The sequence below is a fragment of the Pedobacter panaciterrae genome, from assembly GCF_013204795.1.
Classification (GTDB): domain Bacteria; phylum Bacteroidota; class Bacteroidia; order Sphingobacteriales; family Sphingobacteriaceae; genus Pedobacter; species Pedobacter panaciterrae.
Genome location: NZ_JABMKW010000017.1, coordinates 792881 through 817107, shown reverse-complemented (window position 1 = coordinate 817107; position 24227 = coordinate 792881). Strand labels below are relative to the sequence as shown.

Genomic DNA, 24227 nt, shown 5'->3' with positions numbered 1-24227 from the left:
ACCTCATGTCTTCAGAGAAGAAAAGCGGTTATCGTAAGAATTTTCCATTAATACTCACTTTCATCATTTTGATGTTGGTGCTGTTTATGTTGTCGCTTTTATTAGCCTATAGATTTAGTACAAAGTATATAGAAAACCAATTTGTTTCTGAAAAGGTAAACGTACTTGAACAAAGTATTAGGCCATATAATGATTTCTTTCAGAAAAAACTACCTGAGGTTTCTTATTATAATGGTTATCTGGATTCGGCCACTGCATCTAACTTTGTTGACACCGTGTTGCTGGAATATCCCTTTGTATCTAAGGTAATCTTTTATGATTCTGAAGTTAAAAATACCCCGGTAACTGATGGTTTAAATATCGGAAAGTTCTCTTTTGGCCCTAAAAGTATTTATCAGTTTGGAAGCTTGGTTCCAATGGATTCGGTTAAGCTATTCTCAAGTGATAATACCCGTAATTTCATTGCAGGGGACGATTTTAATGCCTTAGCATTGAAGCTGGTATCGTATATTGAGAGTTTGGATACCACTCGCCTACCTAGCCAGGATGAACTGTTTAGTAACTTTAGTAATGTACGGTCTAACAAGATTACCTATTTGAATATACCGAGGATAGAGGATCTTAAGATGTACAAAACAATGATGAGAAAATCTTTAAATCCACAGCCGATTTATCAGCAGGACATGCTTTCTTTTCAATTGGATCCATATAAAATCAAGATCATCAACTCTAGACCTCTATTATATCAATATATTAAAATTGAACCGTTAACATATGATCCCCTTGAAACCTCTTCATTATATGTTACTACTGAGATAACCTTGCCGGGACCATTTTCAGATTTTAAGCTTTATTTTATCTCTTCTAAATCCTTTATTGATAAGGAAATCCTCAGTTATTTCCTTCCGATTGCTTTAGGTGTATTGCTGTTTTACAGTATTTTGGTATTGGTGGCATTCCTTATCTATAGAAACTTAAATATTAATCAGAAGATGTTTAAACTGCAGTACGATTTTATGAATAACCTTACTCATGAGTTTAAAACTCCGGTAAGTGTAATTAAGATTGCAGGAAACAACATTAAAAGTGCATCTAGTTTAACCGAAAGAGAATTAAAACTTTATGGAAAAATTCTTGATGAAGAGGCTGATAAGCTGAATGGTTTAATGAACAAATTACTTGCCTTTACTCAGATTGAGAATAAGGCAATACAGCTAAACTCCGAGAAAATTAATATTAATGATTTTATTGAAAGTACGGTTGAATCACATAGACTTAAACACCCCGATTTTGATTTTACTTTTGATGTAAACGGATTCAAAACATTTGTTACCGATCCGGTATTACTGGGAAGTCTTTTTGATAACCTGGCAGAAAACGCCTATAAGTATTCGCCACAAGAGCGGAAACGGCTTCACATTTCTGCCAGACTTATTAAGGGAAGAGTAGTATTCCGGTTTGCGGATCAGGGAATAGGAATTCCTTCGTCAGAAATTAATAATATATTTAAGAAGTTTTTTCGCATACAAAACCAGTACAACCAGAATGGGAGCGTTGGTCTGGGTTTGGCTTTCTGTAAGGAACTCGTTAACTTTATGAGTGGCGAGATTACGGTAAAAAGTAAAGTTGATAAAGGAACAGAGTTTAAAATTGTACTGCCATATAATGACTAGTACCATTATACGTTTGCATTTATATTCAAATAAATAAAAAATTATGTCTAAGGGAATTAAAATACTGATAGTTGAAGATGACGAGAATTTACGCTTTCTGGTTGTACATCGTTTAAAAGCCGAAGGCTATGATGTTTTGGAGGTTGGTGATGGTTTAACTGCCGAAAAAATGATAATAGATGAGCAGCCTGATATTGTTCTTTTAGATTGGATGTTACCTGGTAAACAGGGTGCCGAAGTTTGTGAAGAAGTACGAAAACAGGGGTTCGAGAATTTGATCATCATGATGACAGCTAAAGCTCAGGATGTGGATAAGATAGATGCTTATAATTTTGGAGTTTCAGATTATGTAACTAAACCATTTAATATGGATGTTCTGGTTGCAATGTTGGATAGTAAGGTTAAATATCTGCTTAATAATGACCGTTCAGAGATCCATCGTTTCGGAAATATGGAACATCACCCTAATATCCATACACTATTCAGAAACGGGAAAAAGATAGAGCTTACAATTCTTGAAAACAGGATTTTACTTTACTTTTTAAGGAATCCGAATAAGGTAATTAACCGAGATGAACTTATGTTGGTTGTTTGGGGTTACAATTCTGATGTGAATACCAGAACTCTTGATATGCACATTGTACGCTTACGTAAAAAAATAGAGCTTAATCCTGATAATCCGCAATTACTGCAAACGGTAAGAGGTGTTGGATATCGCTTTAACCCAGCGTAACTTATTTTTATAACTGCGTAATCCAGGTAACGAGTAGTAATGCGAGGTATTGTAGAACCATGGTTCCATCAAGATAGAAGAAATAGTAGTATTCATTCTTTTTGATATTGGATTTAAAGATCAGCCAGCCCGTTAAGATTATGGTTAGGGTAAGGGCAACGATGTCTCCTACTGTTGCCTGTCTGAATAGAATTAACAGCAAGACATAGAGGCCGAGTAAAAATTGGCAGAAGACGTAGGCTTTTTTTTCTCCAAGCATTACAGGGATTGTTTTAAGTGCATAGAGCTTATCTTGAAACAAATCCCTGATGTCAAAGGGAACAGTAATGGCCGCAATAAATAAAAAGCGTTTGGCTACAAGTAAAAGGGTTTCAGCCGAGGAGATATTGATCTGATAGCTGCGTTCAAGTTCAACTATTGGTAGCAATACACTGCTTATAGACCAAACAAGAGCGATCAGAAATAGCTTAATTCCCGGGATATTTCTTAAACCGATTTGCTGCTTATTTAGTGTTAGGAAAGGTACATTGTAGCCAACAGCCATTAATCCGGTAAATACCATCAGCAGTTTAGATTCCAAGCTTAAATACCATAAGCCGAGTGGAATTAAACACAAAATACAAATCAGTGTAATTGAAATGATTAGGCGATGATGTGAAAATATCCATCTAACTCTAATATATGGTGAATTTCCGGGGTCTTTAGGCTTGGCCAATAACATACTAAAGTTGTAAAGACCTACTGTAGCAAAGAATAAGAATGCAAGTATATATTTATCTGCAGGAACATGTAAAAGATGATAGGTTACCAAGCCCTGGGCAACCGCACAAATACCTATAAACAGGTTGCTGAATAGCAGGAAATCAAGAATAGAAAGAAGTATTCTTTTAATCATTTGCAGAGAGGCGGTTAATTTAATTAGGCCCGCTTCAATTCAAATATCGTTATTTCCGGTAAAATTCCAACCCTTCCCGGATAACCTAGAAAGCCATAACCAACATTTACATAAAGTTGTTGATTTTGTTCTTTGTAAAGACCAGCCCATTCTTTGTATATGTATTGTATAGGGCTCCACTGATAATGTTCAGTTCTGACGCCAAACTGCATGCCATGAGTATGGCCACTAAACATAGCATCTATTTGTTGATATTTTTTCAAAACCTCTTGCCTCCAATGAGAAGGATCGTGAGATAGTAGTAGCTTTACAGGTAGATCATCTGTGTCTTTAGTTGCCAGGTCCATCCGGCCATACTTTGGAAAACGGCCCATTCCCCAATTTTCAATCCCTAATATTCCAATTTCCTCGCCATCTATCTTTAACCGGCGATGCTCATTCATCAGTAAATCCCAACCCATTACTTTATGGGTTTTAATTACATCCTGCAGGTTCTTAGCTTTAGCAGCTGATGGTGCGCCACCAAAATGATAATCGCCATAGTCATGATTTCCGAGTACGGAATACACTCCAAGGGGTGCTTTAACTTTACTGAACAGATCCTGATAGTCGCGCATCTCAGTGGCCATATCATTAACAAGATCTCCTGTGAAAAAGATAAAGTCAGGTTTTTCTGCCAGGAGCATTTCTACACCGCCCTGTACCGCCTTCTTATTATAAAAACTTCCAGAGTGGATATCCGAGATCTGACCAAATCTGATTCCTTCAAAAGCCTTTGGGAGGTTCGGGAGCACTAAAGTCCTCCTTTTTATCTTATAGTCGTAGGCGCCAGAGGAAATGCCCCAGGTAAGAGAGGTCAAGGGAATAGCAGCTGTGATTAATCCAGCTTTTATAATAAACGACGATCTGCTTATAGGTTCTCCAACCATAGTTTGGGGCTCTTTCTCAGTCAAAACTGCTGTGTTTTTTCTTTTGAAGGACCTGTTTATTTTAACAATTAATCTCCTTATGTCATCAATCAATAAAAACGGCAGCATTACTATTTTACAAACCAAGGTTAAAAAGAATGCCACAAGAATAACTGATCGAAGGCTTAAATATAAAGGTAAGTAAGAAGGAACATAAATCGCTGCAAACACGCCTATTACAAGAATACCAGTGTACGTCCACCAAATTATTGAAAACAGTTTTTTTGTAGTTGGCTTCCATTTTTTAAATACGGATAATATTGCCCGATAACAGTAGTAATCGAAAGCCAGAAGTAAAACAGATAAAATTATAAGTGCGGGTAGTCGTCCCATTTAAGTATTTTTATTAATAAGATTACCTGAAATTAATGTCATCGTCGTCGTCATCACCAAGTTCGGTGTTAAATAAGCTTTCAAACATATCTGAGAATCCGAATCCCCCTTCAAGATATTTTTTGTTTAACTGTGAATATTCCGCCAAACCATGCAGTACAAATTCCATTAACAATAAGGTTTGGTTTTCGCTTAGTTTAGGATGGAATTTTTTAACCAGATCATATAGGCCGTTAACCTCCCTAAGCTGCTTTTCGTACTTTGCCTGTGTAAGGGAGTCGGCTATATCTAGTGTATTTCCATCTGTGAACCATTCGGTTATGTTAGTGTATGGGTTAGCGGTTTTACTTTTTTTGGCTCTTTCCGGATCAGGGAAATAGCGAGCAAATAAACTTTTAATTGCTTTGCCGATGAGTGTATTCGCAACCTTTGCAGGTCCTTCCAATTCACCTTCGTAAACCAGTTCAATTTTTCCGGTTACTGCTGGAATAATGCCTACCAGGTCAGAAAGTCTTATGGATGTGCTTTTCTCTCCATTAATCAACATTCTTCGTTCTGCAGTACTAATGAGGTTCTCATAAGCGGTAATGGTTAACCTTGCTGAAACCCCTGACTTTTGATCAATAAACTCACTTTTTCTGGCCTCAAATGCAACTTGTTCTATCAGATCTTTAACCAGGCCATCTACCTCGATATTCGCTTTTTGCTCTTCTGTTATTTTTGCTTCCTGGAAGGTTATCTTTCTGGAAATGTCAATGGTTTTAGGATAGTGGGTTAGGATTTGGCTTTCTATGCGGTCTTTCAGCGGAGTCACAATAGAGCCTCTATTGGTATAATCTTCCGGGTTTGCAGTAAAAACAAATTGTACATCTAATGGCAAGCGTAACTTGAAACCTCTTATCTGAATATCTTTTTCCTGTAGCATATTAAATAATGCCACCTGTATGCGCGCTTGCAAATCGGGCAGCTCATTAATTACAAAGATGCTTCTATGAGCTCTGGGTATTAAACCAAAATGAATTACCCGTTCGTCGTTGTACGTTAATTTTAAGGTAGCAGCTTTAATTGGATCAACATCTCCAATCAAATCGGCTACGGTTACATCGGGAGTAGCCAGTTTTTCAGTATATCTTTCGCTACGGTGCTGCCAGCTAACAGGGGTATTGTCGCCATGAATTAATATTTCATGCTTTGCGTACCATGAAATAGGGTTCAAAGGGTCATCAAAAATCTCACTTCCGCTTACGTATGGAATATACTCATCTAAAAGATTTACCATCAGCCTGGCAATACGTGTTTTTGCCTGACCGCGTAAACCCAACAATAAAATATTATGGCGCGAAAGAATAGCCGTTTGCAATTCCGGAATCACGGTTTCATCATATCCTAAAATGCCTTCAAATCCAGCATCCTTATTTTTAAGCTGAACAATCAGATTCTTACGAAGCTCGTCTTTTACAGATAATGATTTATAGCTTGAGGCCTTTAGTTGGCCAAGTGTTTTTATGTTGTTGTAATCCATGTCTTATCTTTTCGAATTGAGCGCTTAGAACTTATCTGACTGTTTTCCGTCTGTTCTTTATATAATCTTCAAATATGTATTCTCCAAGGCCGGTTAAGGAACTATAGAATGCTCTTCCTCCGTTGATCTGGGTAAATTCTCGTACAAACTGTTGCAGGTAAGGATCCTGGGCTATCATAAACGTGGTAATTGGGATATTTAGTCGTTTGCATTGAGCCGCCATATTTAAGGTTTTATTAACCACCTTTCTGTCAAGCCCCATACTGTTCTTGTAATATCTGCCGTTTTCTTTTAAACAAGTTGGTTTACCATCCGTAATCATGAAAATCTGTTTGTTATGGGTTTTACGACGGCGTAGTAAATCGGCTGCCAATTCCAATCCGGCAAAAGTATTTGTGTGGTAAGGCCCTACTTGTAAATAAGGCAAATCCTTAATTGATATAGGCCATGCATCATTGCCAAATACAACAATATCCAGCGTGTCTTTAGGATATCTGGTTTTAATTAGCTCTGCCAACGCCATAGCTACTTTTTTAGCGGGCGTTATCCTGTCTTCGCCATATAGAATCATAGAATGTGATATGTCTATCATCAGTACGGTCGATGTAAGGGTCTTATAGTCTTTTTCCTCTACTTCCAGATCTCGCTCTGTTAACGTAAAGTTAGCAATGCCGTGGTTTATTTGGGCATTCTGGATTGACGCGGTAATGTCTATCTGATCTAAACTGTCACCAAAAGTAAATTCTCTTCTGTCTGCATTTTTCTCTTCGCCAATGCCTGATATATTGGTGTTGTGGTTACCCTTTCCGGCTTTTTTTAACTGGCCGAATATCTCTTCAAGGGCAGATTTACGTATGGTTTGCTCTGTTTTGGCAGTTATGCTTAAGTCACCATTTGCCGGGTTCTCTTTCAAATAACCTTTTTCCTTAAGGTCATCAATAAAATCACCCATCCCATATTCGTTATTTGTGAACTTATATTTCTTGTCCAGCTCGTTCATCCAGGCCAATGCCTCCCCGGCATCGCCTGCAGTATAATTCAAAAGCTGGGTGAAAAGCTTAAGCAATTCATCAAAGCCACCTTTCGGTAAATCATCGGGTTGGAAATTAGAAAAATGGAAACCTCTCATATATTCATTATAAACGAATTATCGAAGGTAAAAGTTTGAGGTGTTAATAATGTTATCCAGTTGTAAAAATACCTCAGGCAGAGAAGTTTCGGCAGCCTATTTAGGGCTGCCGTTTGCCAATGCTCTCTCAGCTCTTTTTATTGCCAGGCGTTCTCTCCACTTAGCGTAAGGAGCTTTAAATGCCATTTTTAAAATACTGTCAACACCTCCTTTAATAGCAAGGTTAAATACACTCTGGGCCTTTCTTGTAATTGACGCATCCCACGCTCTTAGGCTTAACGAAAAAGAGCCGTCAAGATATTTCATCCAATGCCACATACCGGTAGGCATAAACAGGGTATCACCGTGTTCAAGAAAAACTTCATAACCTTCAACCCCCTTAAGTGCTGGGAATTTCTCAAAATCAGGATTGGCTACGTCATAATCTTCTAATGCGTAGGTTGCATTAGGGATACAGTACAAGCGCTTCTTCCATTTATTATCAAAAAGGATAATGTGCTTTCTTCCACCGAAGTGGGTATGGAAAAGGTGAGGTAAATCTATATCGTAATGTAAAAAGGTAACCGAGTTCGATCCCCCAAAAAACATAGCAGGCATGCTTTCAATAAAGCCTCCCATTAAATCTTTAGGAATAACAATATCATTTACCAGGTTAGGAACATGTTTAAACAGATTAAAGAAAAAGATCCTCAGTTCTGTTGGTTTAGATTTAATAAGATCAAGATAATCCCCAAATCTCATCTCTGCTACAGATGCATTAATCGGTTTCGACGGATCAGCCTTAGAATTGTCCATCAAGCTAACTTTCAGATCTCCTCCTATTTCTTTTAAATAGTCGGTCGTCCATTTTTCTCTTGCCGGCCATGTTTTAGTCAGTCCTTTAATGATCAAAGGGCGTCTGGCATCTAAATAATTTTTTTTAAAATCAGCGGGGCTGATGCTCTCAACGGTATCTACCGGCTTTAAAATAAAACTCATAAGTTTTAATGATAAGATACGTGTTAACGGCGAAATGCCTGTTTACCGACCTTATTTAGAACAAACTTAGATAAAAAAATCCTTCTCTTCATAACGTCATTCTTAATTTATTTCATAGCTGCTATTTCAAATAAATTAAGATTAGATCATTATTAACAGGGTTGCTGACTGGCGAGCGCTCTGTTTGCTCGTTTGATAGCCAGATTCTCTTTCCAGGTCATGTACTTTTCTTTGAAATTAGCTTTCATAAAATCATCAAACTTACGCTGAAGGGTAAGATTATATAAACTTTTTACTTTTACCGCTAATGATTTATCCCAGGCCCTTAGGCTAATAGAAAAAGACCCATCAAGATATTTCATCCAATGCCAGTAACCCGTAGGCATAAATAAAGTGTCGCCATGCTCCAGAAATGCTTCAACTCCTTTAACACCTTGCAGTGCCGGAAATTTATTAAAGTCTGGCTTTTCAACATCATAATCCTCTAATGCATAAGTAGCATATGGAATTTGATAAAGGCGCTCTTTCCATTTGTTTTCAAAAAGGATCACATGTTTGCGACCGTTAAAATGGGTATGAAAAATATGAGCAAGGTCTATATCATAATGCAAAAAAGTAACGGAACCTTTTCCACCAAAAAACATGTTTGGGTAGCTGTCCAGGAAACCGCCCATCAATTCTTTCGGTGCACGATAGTCATCCAGTAGTTTAGGTGCTTGTTTAATGGGGTCAAACAAAAAAATGCGGAGGTCGGTAGGTGTGTTTCTAATTAATTCTACATAATCTGCGAACTTCATTTCAGCTGCTGAAGCATTAATCGGTTTTGAAGGATCAGCTTTAGAGCTGTCATATAAGGGAACAGTTCTATCGCCGACAACAGATTTCATGTAGTCTAAATTCCACTTGTCGTATGCAGGCCATGTCTTCGACATGTTTTTTATAATGAGCGGTTTGCGGGCGTTCAAGTAGTTCTTTTCGAATTCCTCTTTGGAAATATCATTAACGATATCGATTGGTGATAAGTCAAACTTCATGTTAATTCAATATTAAGACAAAGCAAAATTATAGAAAAACGATAGTGAAGGGAATTGCAGATATCAAAAATTAAAAATCCCTGACAAAACAAAAAAGCCGATGCTTTATAATTACATCGGCCATATTGATCACCACCCTAAAGTCTTACTTCAATGAAATTTTCAACGCTTATAAGCATATATACGTTCAAATCTTAATGACGGATTTCTCTATTCATAATAAGTTATATGCTGATTAATCTTTTTGACGTTTTAATTGTCATACCAACATAATCCAACAAAACAACTATGAAAACATCCATTAAGATCCTCTTCTCTTTAGTATTTGTTTTGTTTTTTATTACCCTATGCTCTTTTTTTCAAAAGGAATCAGTTACTGTAAAATTGAAATTCCCTTACAAGCAAGCAGGACTAAGTGAGCGACAGGCAGCCGAACACATGCTAAGCAGATTTACTTACGGCCCCAAGGCTGGAGACGTAGATCGTGTTCTGAAAATAGGTTTAGAGAAATGGTTTATACAACAGCTGGAAGGCAGCTTACAAGATGAAGAGCTGGATAAAATGTTGGCCCAATTTGATGATATCAATTTAAGTAATACTGATGTAGAAAATAAATATCCCAGATCAGCAAGAGTATTGCGTATGGCCATTAAAGATGGAGCTATAGATAAAGATTCGGTAAATAAAGGAAATCAGGCAGCGTATAAAAAGCAGATTAAAGAGTATATGGAAATGAATGGACTAAAGCCCCAACAAGAGCTATATCGTCAGTTTATTAACCAGAAAATTTTAAGAGCTGCTTATACGAATAATCAATTACGGGAGTTACTTACCGATTTCTGGTTCAATCACTTTAATGTCTCTTTGACCAAAAACCAATGCGCTTCTTTTGTTCCTGCTTTTGAACGGGATGTGATCAGACCCAATGTAACTGGTAAGTTCAACGATTTGCTGCTGGCTACGGCTAAGTCCCCTGCAATGCTTATCTATTTAGATAATTTTAGTAGCAGCGGGCAACCCGCAGCTGTCAGAAATGATTCTGTACAAACAAAAGGTGGCAATAAGAATAGGAAAGCACAGGTTAAAAAGAAACAAGGGGGATTAAACGAGAATTATGCCCGTGAGGTAATGGAATTACATACACTTGGCGTGGATGGGGGGTATGACCAGAACGATGTAACGCAGGCGGCAAGGGTATTAACGGGCTGGACTATTGCTCCAATGGGCGAAGATGGATATGGTGCAGGAATGAAAAAGCTGATGGATAATGTTGGGGAAACTAATCTTGAAAAAAGAGGGTTTGTGCATCAGGGAGATTTCTTATTTGTGCCCACCCGGCATGATAATGGAGAGAAAACAGTGCTTGGCAAACGATTCTCTGCCAATGGTGGGTATGAGGAAGGTGTAACCTTACTAACCATGCTTGCCCATCATCCTTCTACGGCAAAATTCATTTCAAAAAAGATTGCAACAAAATTTGTAAGCGATCAACCATCTCCACGGCTTATAGATAGAATGGCAAAAACATTTATTAAAACAGACGGAGATATAAAACAGGTAATGATCATCATGGTTTCTTCTCCCGAATTCTGGAAGGTTGATGCTTTAAGGGAAAAAACAAAGTCGCCTTTTGAACTTGCCATTAGCGCAGTACGGAGTTTAGATGCTCAAATTACACAACCATATCAGTTGTTTAGCTGGATCAACAAAATGGGACAAAAGATGTACTATTATCAGGCTCCAACAGGATTCCCAGATAGGGGTCAATATTGGATTAATACCGGAGCATTATTAAACCGAATGAATTTTGGTTTGGCACTTGCTTCTCAGCGCATCCCAGGAATAAAGGTTGACCTGGCGGCTTTAAACAATAATCATGAACCCGAGAGTGCTGAGGCAGCTTTAACAACATACAGCAAGATCATTATGCCCGAACGTAATCTTGACGCTACCATAAAGAGATTGAAACCTATGCTTAAGGATCCCGATTTAAATAAAAAAGTAGAAATAGCTGCTGAGAAAAACACGCCCGTAGCATCGAATATTGACAACACCGAAGTTATGGGAGGCGTTAAAAAGGGTAGAATAACTAAAAAAGAAGATGTGAAGAATTCAGAATTGGCTCAGGTAGTAGGTGTAATTCTTGGTTCTCCTGAATTCCAACGTAAATAGATTTAAATAAAAAACTATCATGACATCAAGAAGGGGATTTTTAAAAGCAGGAGGACTTGCCTTATTTGGAATAGGGATGGGTGGAGTACCAGGTTTTCTGGCCGATGCTGTTGCCGGGATAAAGCAACCAGGCCTTTTTGAAAGAAGGAAAATACTAGTTTGCATTTTTCAGCGGGGAGCTATGGATGGACTTATGGCGGTAACTCCTTTTACAGACGAATATTTAAGGACTGCGAGACCGTCTCTGTTTATGTCAGCTGCTAAAACTTCTGCAAATAAACCCTTGATAGATTTGGATGGCCGTTTTGGGTTACACCCTTCAATGGGCTCCTTTGAACAGGTATTTAGAGAAAAAAGAATGGGAATAGTACACGGAATAGGTTCTCCAAATAATACACGCTCTCATTTCGACGCACAGGATTATATGGAATCAGGTACGCCTTTTAAAAAAGGTACTGAAAGTGGGTGGCTAAACAGAGCCGTTGGCTTGCTTGGGCACGACGGAGTAACGCCCCTCAGAGGAGTGAGCTTAACTTCATCCTTACCAAGATCTTTTTATGGTGATAATCCCGCGGTAGCCATTAGCAACCTGCAAGATTTTAACATTCAAATGAGGGGTAATGTTAATGGAGCCAACATGGCTGCTAAAAGCTTTGAAGATCTTTACGATCAAACTTCCTCTGGTCTATTAAAAGAAACCGGGAAAGAGAGTTTTGAAGCCATAAAAATGCTTCAAAAAACAGATGTGAAAAATTATAAACCCACCAATGGAGTTATCTATCCTAATTCAGCCTTAGGAAATTCTTTGAAGCAGATTGCACAGCTAATCAAAATGAATGTAGGGATGGAAGTGGCATTTGCTGAATCGGGAGGATGGGATACTCACTTTAATCAGGGAAGGGAAACCGGAATTTTTGCAAGAAATGTAAATGATCTCAGTGAAAGTATTATGGCCTTTTGGACAGACATAGATACGCTGCAAGATGACGTAACGGTTATGACCATGACTGAGTTTGGCCGAACAGTAAAACAAAACGGAACCGGAGGGACAGATCATGGCAGGGCTTCCTGCAACTTTATTCTTGGAAATGGAGTAAAGGGAGGATTAGTACATGGTATAGTGAATCCTCTTGCAATTGAAAACCTTGAAGATGGAAGAGACCTTGCAGTTACTACAGATTTTAGAGCTGTGTTTAGTGAGGTTGCCGATAAGCACTTAAGAATTAATAATGATAAGGTGCTGTTCCCAGACTGGAGTGGCTCAAAAATAGGAGTGATGAGTTAATAAGGGTGTCCAAAACTTAATTTAAACACCCTTATAGGCCTTACGGCAGTTTTTTAAAATCAATTTCAGGATGTTCTTTTCCAGATGATTTTCTTTGTAAAGGAGTTTTTATTGGAGTGAAATCATTAAAAAAGCCACAATTCTTTAAAAAGAATGACGAATCTTCTGTTCCTCCTGCATAATCCTTCCTGTAATTCTCTCTTGCAGTGGCATCAGCTGTAAATGTTGCTGCGGTAACTTCATGCCAATTACCTTCAGAATCAATGGCCCATTGATTTTTATATTTTGCTTTGCGGGATTGATCGCCTGTTGATGGAGAGAAGTTTTCTAAGAAGGAATGGAGTCCTTTTAAATACTCTCCGGACTTTGGACGTTCAAAGCTGGCTACAAGTTGCCAGTTTCCTTTTTCCAAATCCTTAAAATAGGCGGTATATATCGTCGTTTTTTTGTCTTTATTAGGTTGTGCTCTTATTAAAAAAGCATAACTTTTTCCAGCTTTCCATGGATAAAACATATAGCTCTGACCGCCAGAACCCTCATTGCCGAATTCGCCTGTTTTTGTTGTGCTTCCTTTTTTAAGCAATACAACCTTCATGCTGTCTGGAATGGATTTAGGATCGTCAGTGGAGAATGGGCTCCAAATAGAAAATAAAACCCTACGCTCAGTTGGTGAATTTACCTGCATCCCGAAGTATCCTCCGCTAAAGCCATTCGACATAAAGTACGTACCTAATTTATCTTCACCTACCGGAACCTGAATTTCATTGTAAAACCATTCCGTATTGTTTTCTGCTTCAGCAGGAATTTTGTAACCCAAATGTACAGATGGGCCTCTGTGACCCCAATAAAAGTAATTGCCTTCATCGTTTTTAACGTAAGCAGCACCTTTTAAAAGCTCTTCGCTGCCACTTACAATTAAATCAGATACCTCTGCAAAAAAACCTCCTGTTTTAGAAAGTCCTTTTAGCTCTATCTTCACATATCCAGGCTGTTTAATGGTAATGCTTCCTATTTTAACTATAGCAGAGCCCAGATTACCTACTTCTTTCACAAGAGTCGTGCCCTCGGCAGTGAGACTTATTTTACTTTCCCCCTCCGGGACACTTAGTTTTAAAGAAATCTCTGCTTCTCCGGAAGATTCTGTTCTAAAATAGATGGTAATTACATCGCTAGCGGCAGACCAATTGGTTATACCTTCCTTTTTAATGCTGGCTGTCGAGTTTTCGTTTACCCATCCATTCCCGCCAAGCGGTATGGTAATGGTTTCAGGTTCTGCGCTATTTTGGGCTTTTGCCAGGCAAACTGTGCTAAGTAAAAACTGAAATGCAAGCAGAAACAGGGTGGTTCTTTTCATGTTCATTTATGTGTGGTTTGTGTTATAAATTAAATGTATGAAAACCATAATTAAAATGTTGAACTAAATTTAAGTCAAACGTTTGCGCTAATGTTTTAACCAAAATATAATTAGGTTCGAGGGTGGATAATACAATCTAAGAATACAAATGAGAACTTTTTTAACAACCCTATCTCTATTATTGGCTACCTCGGCTGTAATTGGACAGCAATTGCCGTCTGAACTGCAAACCCCCGAAGTAGTCTCAGTTAATAGAATGCCAATGCGAGCATCAGCTTTTGCTTTTGAAAACAAAAATCTGGCTTCTAAGAGAGAGAAAGAAAAATCCGATTACTTTTTAACCTTAAATGGCCAATGGAAATTTAATTGGGTACAGGACCCGCGTAAGCGTCCGGATGATTTTTTTAAAACAGATTTCGACGATAGCAAATGGGATAATTTTAAAGTGCCTGCCAATTGGGAAACCAATGGATATGGCTTGCCTATCTATGTAAATCAGCCATACGAATTTGCCGGCCGTAAAAATACCGGCGCTAAAATGAATCCTCCTATTGATATTCCAGTAGATAATAACCCGGTAGGGTCTTATCGTAAAAAATTTAGTCTGCCTCAAAATTGGGATGGCCGCCAGGTATTTATTCATCTTGGGGCTGTAAAATCCGCGTTTTATATATGGGTAAATGGTAAAAAAGTAGGCTATAGCGAAGACAGTAAACTTGCAGCAGAATTTGATATTACCAGGTATATAAAGCCCGGAGAAAACCTGGTTGCTTTGCAAGTGTACCGCTGGAGTGATGGAAGTTATTTGGAGTGCCAGGATATGTGGCGTATTTCGGGAATTGAGCGAGATGTTTATCTGTATGCTACACCAAAATTAGATGTAAGAGATTTTAAAGCAATTGCAACACTGGATAAATCATATAAAAATGGGATTCTTTCATTTACTGCCGAAATAGACAATTACAGAATAGACAAGAAAACCATGCACAGCAAGCCTGATAGCTTCGCTATAGAATTAGACTTGGTAGATCCTAAAGGTAAATCTGTTTACAAAGATGAAACAAAAGGGGTTAAAACAGTTCTTGGAAATTTTAAAAGTACGGTTAGCTTTAATACACAGGTAGAAAATGTTGCAGCATGGACTGCAGAAACACCAAATCTGTATACACTATTCATCACACTTAAAGATAAAAAAGGAGAAGTGCTGGAGGTTATTCCTCAGCGCATCGGTTTCCGCACTGTAGAACTGGTAAATAATAACTTTCTGGTAAATGGTAGGCGGGTATTCTTTAAAGGTGTTAATCGTCATGAGCATAATGCAACCCAAGGGCATGCACTTACCCGTGCCGATATGAGAAAAGATATGGAGATGATGAAAAAGCTGAATGTAAACTCAGTTAGGCATTCTCATTATCCTCCTGATCCATATTGGATGGAGTTATGTGATGAATACGGTCTTTATGTTGTTGACGAAGCGAATATAGAATCTCATGGTCGCTATTACGATCTGGCATATACACTGGGTAATGATAAACAATGGAGAGCTCCTCATTTGGAGCGTATTAAAAGAATGTATGAACGCGATAAAAATCATTCGTCGGTAATCACATGGTCGCTTGGAAACGAAGCGGGAAATGGGGTTAATTTTTATGAGGGTTACGACTGGTTAAAGTCAAATGACATCAGGCCGGTACAATATGAACGCGCAGAAGAAGATTACAATACAGATATGATTGTGCCTCAGTATCCAGATCCGAATTGGCTTAAGGAATATGCTAACAGCAAACCAGACAGACCCCTTATTATGAGTGAATTTGCGCACATTATGGGCAACAGTTTGGGTAACTTTAAAGAATATTGGGACGTTATAGAAAGCCAGCCTAATTTACAGGGAGGCTTTATTTGGGAGTGGATAGATCAGGCAATTGATACGGTTAAAAATGGTAAACGCATTAATGCATATGGTGGAGATTTTCCATTAAGCGGTCCCGTTAATCAGGATTTTAGTGATAATGATTTTTGTGTAAAAGGTGTTGTTACCAATTACAGAGGAATGACACCAATGGCTGTTGAGGTAAAAAAGGTATATCAGTATATTAAAACAGCTTATAACGGGTCAAATAAGATCAGCATCAATAATTCTTATTTCTTTAAAAACCTTGATAACGTTGGGCTGGCATGGGAACTTCTGGAAAATGGTAAGGCTATAGAGAAAGGTAATATAAGTGCTTTAAATATTGATCCAAGAACAGAAAAGGAGATCAGCTTACCAATTAAAACCAAGGTTAAGGAAGGAGCAGAATACTTTTTAAATATTTATTATAACCTTAAAAAGGAAGAACCGTTTTTACCGGCGGGATATAACATCGCAGCAGAACAATTTGCATGGAACGGTACAGCCCAACCTGTTAAAATAGCAACTGCTAATGGCAAGCTATTGATAGAAAAAGAATCAGGTAAAGCTATTGTAAAAGGCAAAGACTTTTCTGTAGCTTTTGATATGGCAGCGGGTACTATGAGCAGCTATAGTATTAAAGGGGTTCAAATGCTTGCCGAAGGACCAATCCCGGCATTCTGGCGTGCACCTACAGATAATGATATAGGTGCAGGTTTTAACAGTAGCTTAAGGAAGTGGCGCAATGCTTATACAGAAGGTAAACTAAGTATGGCGGATCTTAAACAAGATGGGGCGGGTGATGTGACTGTAACATTTACAAAAGAACTGGTAAATGGTGATGCTTCTGTAACGCAGACATTTACAGTAAGGGCAGATGGAGTGGTTAAAGTAGACAACAAGTTTACAGCCATTAAAGGAAAGTATCCGCTAATGCAGCGTATCGGTAATGATCTGCAATTAAGCAAAGAGTTTAGTAAAATAAATTTCTATGGCCGCGGCCCTGGAGAAACCTATTGGGATCGTAAAACAGGGTCCTCTATTGGCCTGTATAGTCAAACTGTTGATGAGCAGTATTTCCCATATGCGCGTCCACAGGAAAGCGGTAATAAAACAGATGTACGCTGGGTGAATTTTACAGATAAAAAAGGAAAAGGGTTAAGCTTTGGTATGGCCGATAGCTTATTGAGCTTCTCAGCACTTCCATATTCATTGGATGATCTTGACCCGGAAGAAGAGAAACAGCAGTATCATTCAGGCGAACTTGTTAAGCGCGATAAAATTTACATGCACATGGATTTGATCCAAAGTGGTGTACAAGGAATCGATAGCTGGGGTTCTATGCCTTTACAGGAATACCGAGTTCCTTTTGTAAAACATGAATATTCTTACTGGATAAACCCAATAAAATAACCAGAAAAAGGGAGCGTAAATTTACGCTCCTTTTTTTAGCTTCTATTCCTTTTGTTCTGATTTTGAAATGATTGCGCAAACGTTTGCAATTTTTATCATCTTGCAGATTGCTGGTGAAGTGTTAGGTGACTTTCGCAGTTCTAAGGTATTTAGAGAATCTTAAAGGGAACAATCTTTTAAACAAAACTCCCTTCACTTCTTTACCCCCAATGTACACTTCCTCCTTATTTAGTTTTACTGCCTGAACGATCTTCCTGGCACAATCTTCCGCTAACATACCATTTTCCTGTGCAGCATCCATGGTGCCCTGCGGTGTACCATTTGCCGTTAATGCATTAAGCGTAACATTCGTTTTAATAAAACCAGGACAGATAATTGTAATGTTTATCTTTTTGTCATACACTTCAGACCGAAGTGAATCAAAGTATCCATGCAATGCGTGTTTCGATGCTGAATAAGCAGAGCGCATCTTTGTGCCAAACTTTCCAACCAGGCTGCTTATGCAAACAATATTCCCACCTCCATTTGCAATCATATTAAGCAGCACTGCTTTGCTTAGGATGGTTGTTCCCCAAAAGTTAACATTCATTAAACGTTGTTCAGTTTCGAGGTCGGTTTCCAGAGCCAATCCACGCTGACTAATTCCACCGCTATTGATCAGAATGTCGATATGACCATAAATACGAATAGCCTCTTCGGCTTTTCCGCTTAGGGTGGCTGTATTTTCAAGATCTAAGGACAATACATGAATGTTTACCGGATTCTTGCAGTTCGTTTTAACCCGAAATAACTCATCACGATTGCGTGAGGATATGATCAATCTTGCGCCTGCTTTATTATATTCATAAACCAAAGCTTCGCCAATTCCAGAGGATGCGCCGGTAATCCAAACAACTTTACTATTCATTACTTAATATTTAAGGTGATCATCTTCTGTTATAAACAATTCAGATGCGATATGATCTGCAAACAATTTCCCATCTAACGTTAAAACAAGATGGTCACTCTGATTTTCTAACCACTTCTTTTCTATAAAAGGCTTTATATTTTTAATAGTGTCCGTTAAGAACACCTTGCCAAAATCAGACTCAATTTTAGTTAAACTTGTACCCCACATTGTCCTTAATGAGGTCATAATATATTCATTAAACCTATCGTAAAGACTAAGCTCTTCAATCGTTTCGGCGAGTTTTCCAGCTTGCAATTCGCTTAAGTAAGCTGTATTATTTGCGATATTAAGATATCGTGTTTTACCGCTAAAACCATGAGCAGATGGGCCTATCCCCAAATAAGGAATCCCGCGCCAGTAATTGGTGTTATGAACGGCGTACTTGTCTGGTTTGCTGAAGTTCGAAATCTCATAATGCTCAAAACCACCTTCTTTTAGTTTGTCAATAAGTGTAATAAATTGAGAAGCACTCTGTTCATCATTAACAGGCGTTTGTTTGCCTTTTTTTATTGCACTTGCAAGTGCAGTGCGTGGCTCAACAGTTAATGAATATGCCGAAATATGTGGTGTTTGGAATTCAATAGCTTTATTAATATTGCTTAGCCATTTGTTGTCTGTTAGTAAAGGATAGCCATAAATAAGGTCGATGCTCAGGTTTTCAAATCCTGCATCCTGACTGCGTTTTATGCAGGTTTCAGCTTCGCCTGCATTATGGGCCCTGTTCATCCATATCAGATCCTCATCAAAAAAAGATTGTATTCCTATGCTAAATCTATTTACGGGTAACTGCCTTAATTCGCTGATCTTTTTTGCATCAAGATCATCAGGGTTAGTCTCAATAGTGATCTCAGCATCCGATGAAACAGAGAAATGTTTAGTTATGGTATTAAATATTTTTTCAAAACCTTTTGATGGAAGTACTGATGGTGTTCCACCCCCAAAATAAATAGTGCCGACCTGATCTGTTATCCTGGATTTTTTTCGAATAATTTCCTCGCATATGGCATCAGTCATCTCATCAATGTATTTTAAAGAGGTGCTGAAATGAAAGTCGCAATAACTACAGGCTTTCTTACAAAAAGGAATATGGATATAAATGCCGGACATCTGGCAAAAATAAGGTATAAAAATGACTTGTGTACAATAGAGAGATTAATCTGGCACGATCAGCGAAGGTAATTACTAATTAGTTTACGACGTTCAAAAGAACGTATAATCTCGTTTTCCAGTGGAGTATGTGAGATCATAGTATTACCATCCCATTTCTCACTGTTGTATGGAATGTTCTTCATCAACCCCACATCGTCGGTCTTTGGTGTGATAGTCATGTATTTCTCTTTCGAAAGCGTATCATCATAATCGTACATTAAGATCTTTGCATCATAAAACAATTTCTTAGCCGTCACAAAACCAAATGCAGCTTTGCTGGTGAATTTAATATCAGCAAAATCAAGAACAGTAGCACCATCTGCAGTCTTTTTAAAGTTCACTATAGTATTTACTTCTGTGTCTTTTAATTTTAGTGGACCACTCAGGTCAAATGAAAAGTTAACGATCTTCCCGTCAAGTTTCAATACGTCGTAATTTTCAGTATCAATGAATATCTTTCCAACGAACATATTATCTGTCTTGTTAGTTTTAGGCGTGCACATAATCACAGCAATTTCATGCATATTACTTCCTGTTATATATTGGCTGATACGGCAATCATATAGAGAATCCGGTCTTTTCGTTACTGGTTTTCGTACCACATTACTTGGTAAATATCCCGTAGACATAAAGCTAAAGAAGCTAAAGTTTGTAAAGCTGATCATACTTTTCTCCAGATTAGCATACCTTGTTTGTAACGGTTGCCAGCCAGTCATGGCAAAACTCTGCCATTGGCCGTTAAATATAGCTTCCTGCATGCCGGTGTAGGTATCACCCTCCTTAGTGAACTGTCTGATGTATCCTTTGCCGTAATACTTCCTGGTAGCATGGGCATACACCTTTTCAAATGCTTTCCTGATCAGCTGGACTGCATTGTCTCTGCCAACCAACACCGTGTCAAGGCTGATGGATGCAGGGCTAAGCACTATCGATAACTGTTGCGTGGGATCTGTCACCGTAATTTTTTGTGTTTGATAACCAACGTAAGATATGTTTAATGTAACAGGAAGGGCATCTGCATAAATCTCAAAACCGCCTTCATCATTACTTATGGTAGTATTTTGAGCCTGTTCATTGTAAATGCTTGCATTGGGCAAGGGCTGTTTATTAGTTGAATCTGCAACAGTTCCATGCAGTTTAATGCCTTGATTTGCCTGGGCAAAAAGTGCTGGCGTACAAAAAATAAAACTAAGGCAATAAAGAATAAGAATCTGATAAAATCGCATAGAGATAAAAATAAGAAATAAAAATAGGAGCAATGGTATTGCGCAATACCATGCTCCTATTGTAGGTTGTTAGCCTCTAAAGGGTAACGGTAGCACTCGCTTCCCAGCCGTCATTGCTCGCTTTAGCAGAAAGACTCCACGCTGCAAACTCCATTCTCTCTTCAAGCTCTTCTACTTCGAACATTTTAACCAACTCTGGCTGATAGCTCTGTAATTCTTCGGTTGAATTTTTCATAATAGTAAATAATTAATAGGTAAACCGGATGAAATTAGATAGACATCAGTAAGCCACCCGGCCTAGCTTTGCTGACGTAACCCGCGAGTTTTTTAAAATAAAATGGTATAACATCCTCCCCACTAACCAATAAAAAATAAATACAAAAAGATATTCACTTTTCAAGTTGTTGAATGAAAGTTCCATTCTTATCATTTTCATAAACAGATCTAACAGGATAGCCGGAAAATGAATTATACTATCAAAGTGGCTTACAAGCATAAATCCCATATAAATCAGAATAAAAGCAGTGTTAGCCATACCGTAAATAATTAGCCATTTATCTGTTCGGCTAAACGCAGCCGGCAGATGTTTGCTGCGTGAGAAAACTGCTCCGAAAACGTCCTTCACCAGTTTGTTTGCCTTTGGCAGCAGATTTGGTGTATTGGTAATATCTGAAAATACCCAGTAACCATCCATACGCACAAAAGGATTCAGTTCGAACAATATTTTCAGATTGATGAGATAAAAGGCGGTTAGCAGGGTTTTGTTGCCTGTAAAATAAAAAATCAGAAACAGACAAACAGCATAAAGGAGTTCATTGGTTGCACCCGCCAGATTTACTATAATACGACGCTTTTTAGGCACCTGCCAAATGTTGGTTACATCTGAATACAACACAGGAAAAATAAGATAAAAGGCAAAACCGACCTCCCCATGTTCCACGCCCGCTGCACGAGAGGCCGCGATGTGCCCAAGTTCGTGTATAAGCACCGAAGGATAAACCAAACAGGCGAGAAGTAACAGGTTGACATTTGTCCATTCGAAGGCCTGCTGCGACGGATAACTAATCAATATCCAGGCAATTACTCCCGCAAGTATACTGATCAACACGAAAAATAAACGTGGTGAATACAGGAAACGAAAGGGGGCCGACAAAGCTCCTGCTACCGAAGGTGAAAAAAATGGCACTTGCAGATGCAGGTATTTCCCTTTTTTCTGAACCTTACCATTTTCTTCTTCTGTTAGTATTTGAAGGCCAGACAGCTTTTCCTTTGTAAGCTGACGAAATGTTTCGGTACTCAGGTCTGTATTAAAATGCAGGTTAAAGGCCTGTACAGCTGCTTCATAATCATGATGTTTCTGAAGTAGCTGCACTAGCGTCGCGCTTGCCTGATTAAGCAGCATATGGCGGCCATCCATGGTTTTTAATACCCATCGGCTATTGTCTGTTTCTGAAAGAGAGAGGTCTTTAACTAGCATGGATCAGGGAATATTTTTGTTCGTACAAATGCAACGTATTTAATACTGTAGCCGTAGTGAAAACACGATTATGATCGTCTATTATTACATTCACGCCAAATGAGCTTTTACGCCATTGCTCAACAGTTTCTAACTGGATAACATTTGTTGCCGGAAGTAACAATACCCGGTTGGTGGGCCAGCTACCGTCGCCGGTTTGGTTTCTTAAAAGCCATTCTGCACCTTTCTGTATCTCTTCTGTATAGTGCTTATCGTTGAATTGTAGTAGTGCTTTCATGGCTAGCGCGGTATACAATGCACTGGGCTCATTTACGGCAGGATTATACCAGCAACCATCTGAGTTTTGTATATTACTTAACCAGCATGCCATCCTTGCCGCAGCATCTGCATGTTTCTTTGTCTTACTAAGTGCCATTAGGCTAAATGAGGTGGCATAGATTGGACTTGTCCACCAGTACGATGAAATATATCCTTCATCGTGTTGTTGTTTGAGTAAATAACCAATTGTATCGTCATAAGCCTCATTGATTTCCATAAAAGATAATACACAGGCAGCTACAGCCGACACACAGTTATGAGGCATTAACCAACCTGCAACGCTTACACCTTTGTCTAAACCGAGCTTTTCCCGCAGCGATAATTCATTGTTATAAGTCGCCCACCCACCATTACTATGCATAAACGAGCGCCAGTTAACCACGGTCGCCTCCGGTACATTAACCCCCCTGTTATTTTGCATCCATATAAAAAAATTAATAGAGTCCGCGTCAGCGATGATATTTTCATTATACGCCGCTCCGGTTCGGGAAAGTAATTGTTCTGATGCTTTTGCTATCAATGCTTCGTTCCCGGGTATATCCGAAAGCTGCAGAACAACATAAGCTGTAATCCAATCTCTGCCAAAGCCGGCCGAGGTCAGAAAATCGCGCCAGTAACCATCCTCCTGTAAGGAGCCCGCCATAAAATCTATTCCTGCAGTGGTTGAGTGCTGTATTGTTCTGGCCTGTAAATGATCGGTGCTTTTTTTGGCCTTGTCCTTTGTTTTCTCAATAAGCAGACTTATCTCCCGTATCTGGTTACGGCATCTTTCTTCTTTGCTTGTGATAAATGTCACAAGCCTGTGAAGCTGTGTTTTTGCAGCTATTGTTTTTGCAAGCCGAAAATGGTCAATGGCATTCTCTAAATTTCTTACAGCTATGCCTGAAAGAAAGAGATAGCGGTATTTAGCGTCACTTGAAACCGCCGATAGATCATGCCCTTGTTCTTTAATTGCTTCCTCAACCTGGCTGTGGGTATATGTCCATTGTTGTTCTATTCCGTCTTTTTTAAAATCGTCGAGATCATCAAGATATTGAAATCCGATATGCAAGTGCTGCAGACATTCTAACCAATCAGGAGTATGCTGAAAATCCTTAGGCATCAATCCATTCAATGCATAAACAATGGCATTACATACTGCAGACTTACCGGAAGCAATTTTTTTAAATACTACTTCAGTAATTGCGGGTCTTTTTTGTGACCATTGTTTTTCTAACAAGGTGGTGCTGAAGTACTCTAGTTTGCAGGCTTCAAAGTACTGCCAGAACGGATTGCTATTCTCGTACAGCCTCCCCAGCTCTGCTGCTGATCTCTCGAAAAAACTAAAAAAAAGATAAAGATTTGTTTTCTTCTCTGTCGCTTCCGTCTGGCTATCAGTCATATGGTCATAAACCAATAGTGCCCTAAAATAAAGGTAGCTGGCGATGCCTAATTTTTCAAGTTTGGCTGCCGGTATATTAATATCATTTTTCCCATTCTCTGTAAGAAGGGGAATTAAGTTAAGATAAAAGCTATGCGAATGATATAAATCCGGAGAAGTAAGCGCTTCTTTCGTCGCATTTTCTAGGAAAAGCGTGTTCACATATTCACTAAACTGGTCAGTAGTTTTACTCATAATTTAACTCTTGACTTAAACGAAAATTGTAAAAACCAGTAATATTTATTTGGATTTTTACGCTCTAAAGTTTTAGAAATTAAATTTAATCAGTGAGATCTGTCTGGTCA

The 24227-nt window shown here is 38.6% G+C and carries 18 protein-coding genes; 5 read left to right on the top strand and 13 right to left on the bottom strand.

What is annotated here, in order from left to right; genetic code table 11:
• Positions 1 to 5 precede the first annotated feature (5 nt).
• Both HQN86_RS14965 and HQN86_RS14960 read left to right on the top strand, forming a co-directional pair.
• Entirely contained in the window at positions 6 to 1673 is a 1668-nt protein-coding gene (locus tag HQN86_RS14965) for a sensor histidine kinase (RefSeq protein ID WP_172661703.1), read from the top strand.
• Between the two features lie 43 nt (positions 1674 to 1716).
• A complete protein-coding gene (locus tag HQN86_RS14960) occupies positions 1717 to 2406 on the top strand; it encodes a response regulator transcription factor (RefSeq protein WP_172661702.1) in 690 nt (229 codons plus the stop codon).
• Between the two features lie 7 nt (positions 2407 to 2413).
• Here the strand turns inward: HQN86_RS14960 and HQN86_RS14955 are convergent, their stop codons facing one another.
• The 6 genes from HQN86_RS14955 to HQN86_RS14930 all read right to left on the bottom strand — a co-directional run bounded on the left by HQN86_RS14955 (position 2414) and on the right by HQN86_RS14930 (position 9265).
• The gene (locus HQN86_RS14955; protein ID WP_172661701.1) at positions 2414 to 3301 is read right to left on the bottom strand and encodes a UbiA prenyltransferase family protein; all 888 of its coding nucleotides are present in this window, start codon (positions 3299 to 3301) and stop codon (positions 2414 to 2416) included.
• A 23-nt stretch (positions 3302 to 3324) separates the two neighbouring features.
• On the bottom strand, positions 3325 to 4602 hold the full coding sequence (locus HQN86_RS14950; RefSeq protein ID WP_172661700.1) for a metallophosphoesterase: 1278 nt from the start codon (positions 4600 to 4602) through the stop codon (positions 3325 to 3327).
• A 22-nt stretch (positions 4603 to 4624) separates the two neighbouring features.
• Positions 4625 to 6124 (bottom strand): sigma 54-interacting transcriptional regulator, encoded by a 1500-nt coding sequence (locus HQN86_RS14945; protein ID WP_172661699.1) that lies wholly within the window; start codon positions 6122 to 6124, stop codon positions 4625 to 4627.
• A gap of 31 nt (positions 6125 to 6155) precedes the next feature.
• Entirely contained in the window at positions 6156 to 7253 is a 1098-nt protein-coding gene (locus tag HQN86_RS14940; RefSeq protein WP_048907737.1) for a vWA domain-containing protein, read from the bottom strand.
• Between the two features lie 96 nt (positions 7254 to 7349).
• Complete coding sequence (locus tag HQN86_RS14935; RefSeq protein ID WP_172661698.1) at positions 7350 to 8231, bottom strand: cupin-like domain-containing protein; 882 nt, start codon at positions 8229 to 8231, stop codon at positions 7350 to 7352.
• A gap of 152 nt (positions 8232 to 8383) precedes the next feature.
• Positions 8384 to 9265 (bottom strand): cupin-like domain-containing protein, encoded by an 882-nt coding sequence (locus tag HQN86_RS14930; RefSeq protein ID WP_172661697.1) that lies wholly within the window; start codon positions 9263 to 9265, stop codon positions 8384 to 8386.
• Between the two features lie 288 nt (positions 9266 to 9553).
• Between HQN86_RS14930 and HQN86_RS14925 the strand changes: the two genes are divergently transcribed.
• Complete coding sequence (locus HQN86_RS14925; RefSeq protein WP_172661696.1) at positions 9554 to 11437, top strand: DUF1800 domain-containing protein; 1884 nt, start codon at positions 9554 to 9556, stop codon at positions 11435 to 11437.
• 19 nt (positions 11438 to 11456) lie between these two features.
• Positions 11457 to 12722, top strand: coding sequence for a DUF1501 domain-containing protein (locus HQN86_RS14920; RefSeq protein WP_172661695.1), 1266 nt, complete (start codon positions 11457 to 11459; stop codon positions 12720 to 12722).
• Positions 12723 to 12762: 40 nt separating this feature from the next.
• Here HQN86_RS14920 and HQN86_RS14915 read toward each other — a convergent pair whose 3' ends face one another.
• Positions 12763 to 14076, bottom strand: a complete 1314-nt coding sequence (locus tag HQN86_RS14915) for a DUF3472 domain-containing protein (protein ID WP_216854415.1) — start codon at positions 14074 to 14076, stop codon at positions 12763 to 12765.
• Between the two features lie 148 nt (positions 14077 to 14224).
• Here HQN86_RS14915 and HQN86_RS14910 point away from each other — a divergent pair, with 148 nt between their 5' ends.
• Complete coding sequence (locus HQN86_RS14910; protein ID WP_172661693.1) at positions 14225 to 17383, top strand: glycoside hydrolase family 2 TIM barrel-domain containing protein; 3159 nt, start codon at positions 14225 to 14227, stop codon at positions 17381 to 17383.
• Between the two features lie 121 nt (positions 17384 to 17504).
• On the opposite strand, the gene HQN86_RS14905 is transcribed toward HQN86_RS14910, so the two are convergent.
• From HQN86_RS14905 to HQN86_RS14880, 6 genes are all read right to left on the bottom strand, one after another.
• A complete protein-coding gene (locus HQN86_RS14905) occupies positions 17505 to 18290 on the bottom strand; it encodes an SDR family oxidoreductase (RefSeq protein WP_172661692.1) in 786 nt (261 codons plus the stop codon).
• Between the two features lie 3 nt (positions 18291 to 18293).
• Positions 18294 to 19439, bottom strand: coding sequence for a radical SAM family heme chaperone HemW (hemW, locus tag HQN86_RS14900; RefSeq protein ID WP_172661691.1), 1146 nt, complete (start codon positions 19437 to 19439; stop codon positions 18294 to 18296).
• Positions 19440 to 19498: 59 nt separating this feature from the next.
• The gene (locus HQN86_RS14895) at positions 19499 to 20707 is read right to left on the bottom strand and encodes a carboxypeptidase-like regulatory domain-containing protein (protein ID WP_172661690.1); all 1209 of its coding nucleotides are present in this window, start codon (positions 20705 to 20707) and stop codon (positions 19499 to 19501) included.
• Positions 20708 to 20783: 76 nt separating this feature from the next.
• The gene (locus tag HQN86_RS14890; protein WP_172661689.1) at positions 20784 to 20942 is read right to left on the bottom strand and encodes a hypothetical protein; all 159 of its coding nucleotides are present in this window, start codon (positions 20940 to 20942) and stop codon (positions 20784 to 20786) included.
• A 45-nt stretch (positions 20943 to 20987) separates the two neighbouring features.
• Complete coding sequence (locus tag HQN86_RS14885; RefSeq protein ID WP_172661688.1) at positions 20988 to 22184, bottom strand: site-2 protease family protein; 1197 nt, start codon at positions 22182 to 22184, stop codon at positions 20988 to 20990.
• On the bottom strand, positions 22174 to 24117 hold the full coding sequence (locus HQN86_RS14880) for a prenyltransferase/squalene oxidase repeat-containing protein (protein WP_172661687.1): 1944 nt from the start codon (positions 24115 to 24117) through the stop codon (positions 22174 to 22176). The genes HQN86_RS14885 and HQN86_RS14880 overlap by 11 nt, the downstream gene beginning before the upstream one ends.
• Positions 24118 to 24227 lie beyond the last annotated feature (110 nt).

Excerpts from the sequence above, each read along its gene's own strand:
- HQN86_RS14965 (WP_172661703.1), top strand. The coding sequence starts at position 6 with ATGTCTTCAGAGAAGAAAAGCGGTTATCGTAAGAATTTTCCATTAATA.
- HQN86_RS14960 (WP_172661702.1), top strand. The coding sequence starts at position 1,717 with ATGTCTAAGGGAATTAAAATACTGATAGTTGAAGATGACGAGAATTTA.
- HQN86_RS14955 (WP_172661701.1), bottom strand. The coding sequence starts at position 3,301 with ATGATTAAAAGAATACTTCTTTCTATTCTTGATTTCCTGCTATTCAGC.
- HQN86_RS14950 (WP_172661700.1), bottom strand. The coding sequence starts at position 4,602 with ATGGGACGACTACCCGCACTTATAATTTTATCTGTTTTACTTCTGGCT.
- HQN86_RS14945 (WP_172661699.1), bottom strand. The coding sequence starts at position 6,124 with ATGGATTACAACAACATAAAAACACTTGGCCAACTAAAGGCCTCAAGC.
- HQN86_RS14940 (WP_048907737.1), bottom strand. The coding sequence starts at position 7,253 with ATGAGAGGTTTCCATTTTTCTAATTTCCAACCCGATGATTTACCGAAA.
- HQN86_RS14935 (WP_172661698.1), bottom strand. The coding sequence starts at position 8,231 with ATGAGTTTTATTTTAAAGCCGGTAGATACCGTTGAGAGCATCAGCCCC.
- HQN86_RS14930 (WP_172661697.1), bottom strand. The coding sequence starts at position 9,265 with ATGAAGTTTGACTTATCACCAATCGATATCGTTAATGATATTTCCAAA.
- HQN86_RS14925 (WP_172661696.1), top strand. The coding sequence starts at position 9,554 with ATGAAAACATCCATTAAGATCCTCTTCTCTTTAGTATTTGTTTTGTTT.
- HQN86_RS14920 (WP_172661695.1), top strand. The coding sequence starts at position 11,457 with ATGACATCAAGAAGGGGATTTTTAAAAGCAGGAGGACTTGCCTTATTT.
- HQN86_RS14915 (WP_216854415.1), bottom strand. The coding sequence starts at position 14,076 with ATGAAAAGAACCACCCTGTTTCTGCTTGCATTTCAGTTTTTACTTAGC.
- HQN86_RS14910 (WP_172661693.1), top strand. The coding sequence starts at position 14,225 with ATGAGAACTTTTTTAACAACCCTATCTCTATTATTGGCTACCTCGGCT.
- HQN86_RS14905 (WP_172661692.1), bottom strand. The coding sequence starts at position 18,290 with ATGAATAGTAAAGTTGTTTGGATTACCGGCGCATCCTCTGGAATTGGC.
- hemW (WP_172661691.1), bottom strand. The coding sequence starts at position 19,439 with ATGTCCGGCATTTATATCCATATTCCTTTTTGTAAGAAAGCCTGTAGT.
- HQN86_RS14895 (WP_172661690.1), bottom strand. The coding sequence starts at position 20,707 with ATGCGATTTTATCAGATTCTTATTCTTTATTGCCTTAGTTTTATTTTT.
- HQN86_RS14890 (WP_172661689.1), bottom strand. The coding sequence starts at position 20,942 with ATGAAAAATTCAACCGAAGAATTACAGAGCTATCAGCCAGAGTTGGTT.
- HQN86_RS14885 (WP_172661688.1), bottom strand. The coding sequence starts at position 22,184 with ATGCTAGTTAAAGACCTCTCTCTTTCAGAAACAGACAATAGCCGATGG.
- HQN86_RS14880 (WP_172661687.1), bottom strand. The coding sequence starts at position 24,117 with ATGAGTAAAACTACTGACCAGTTTAGTGAATATGTGAACACGCTTTTC.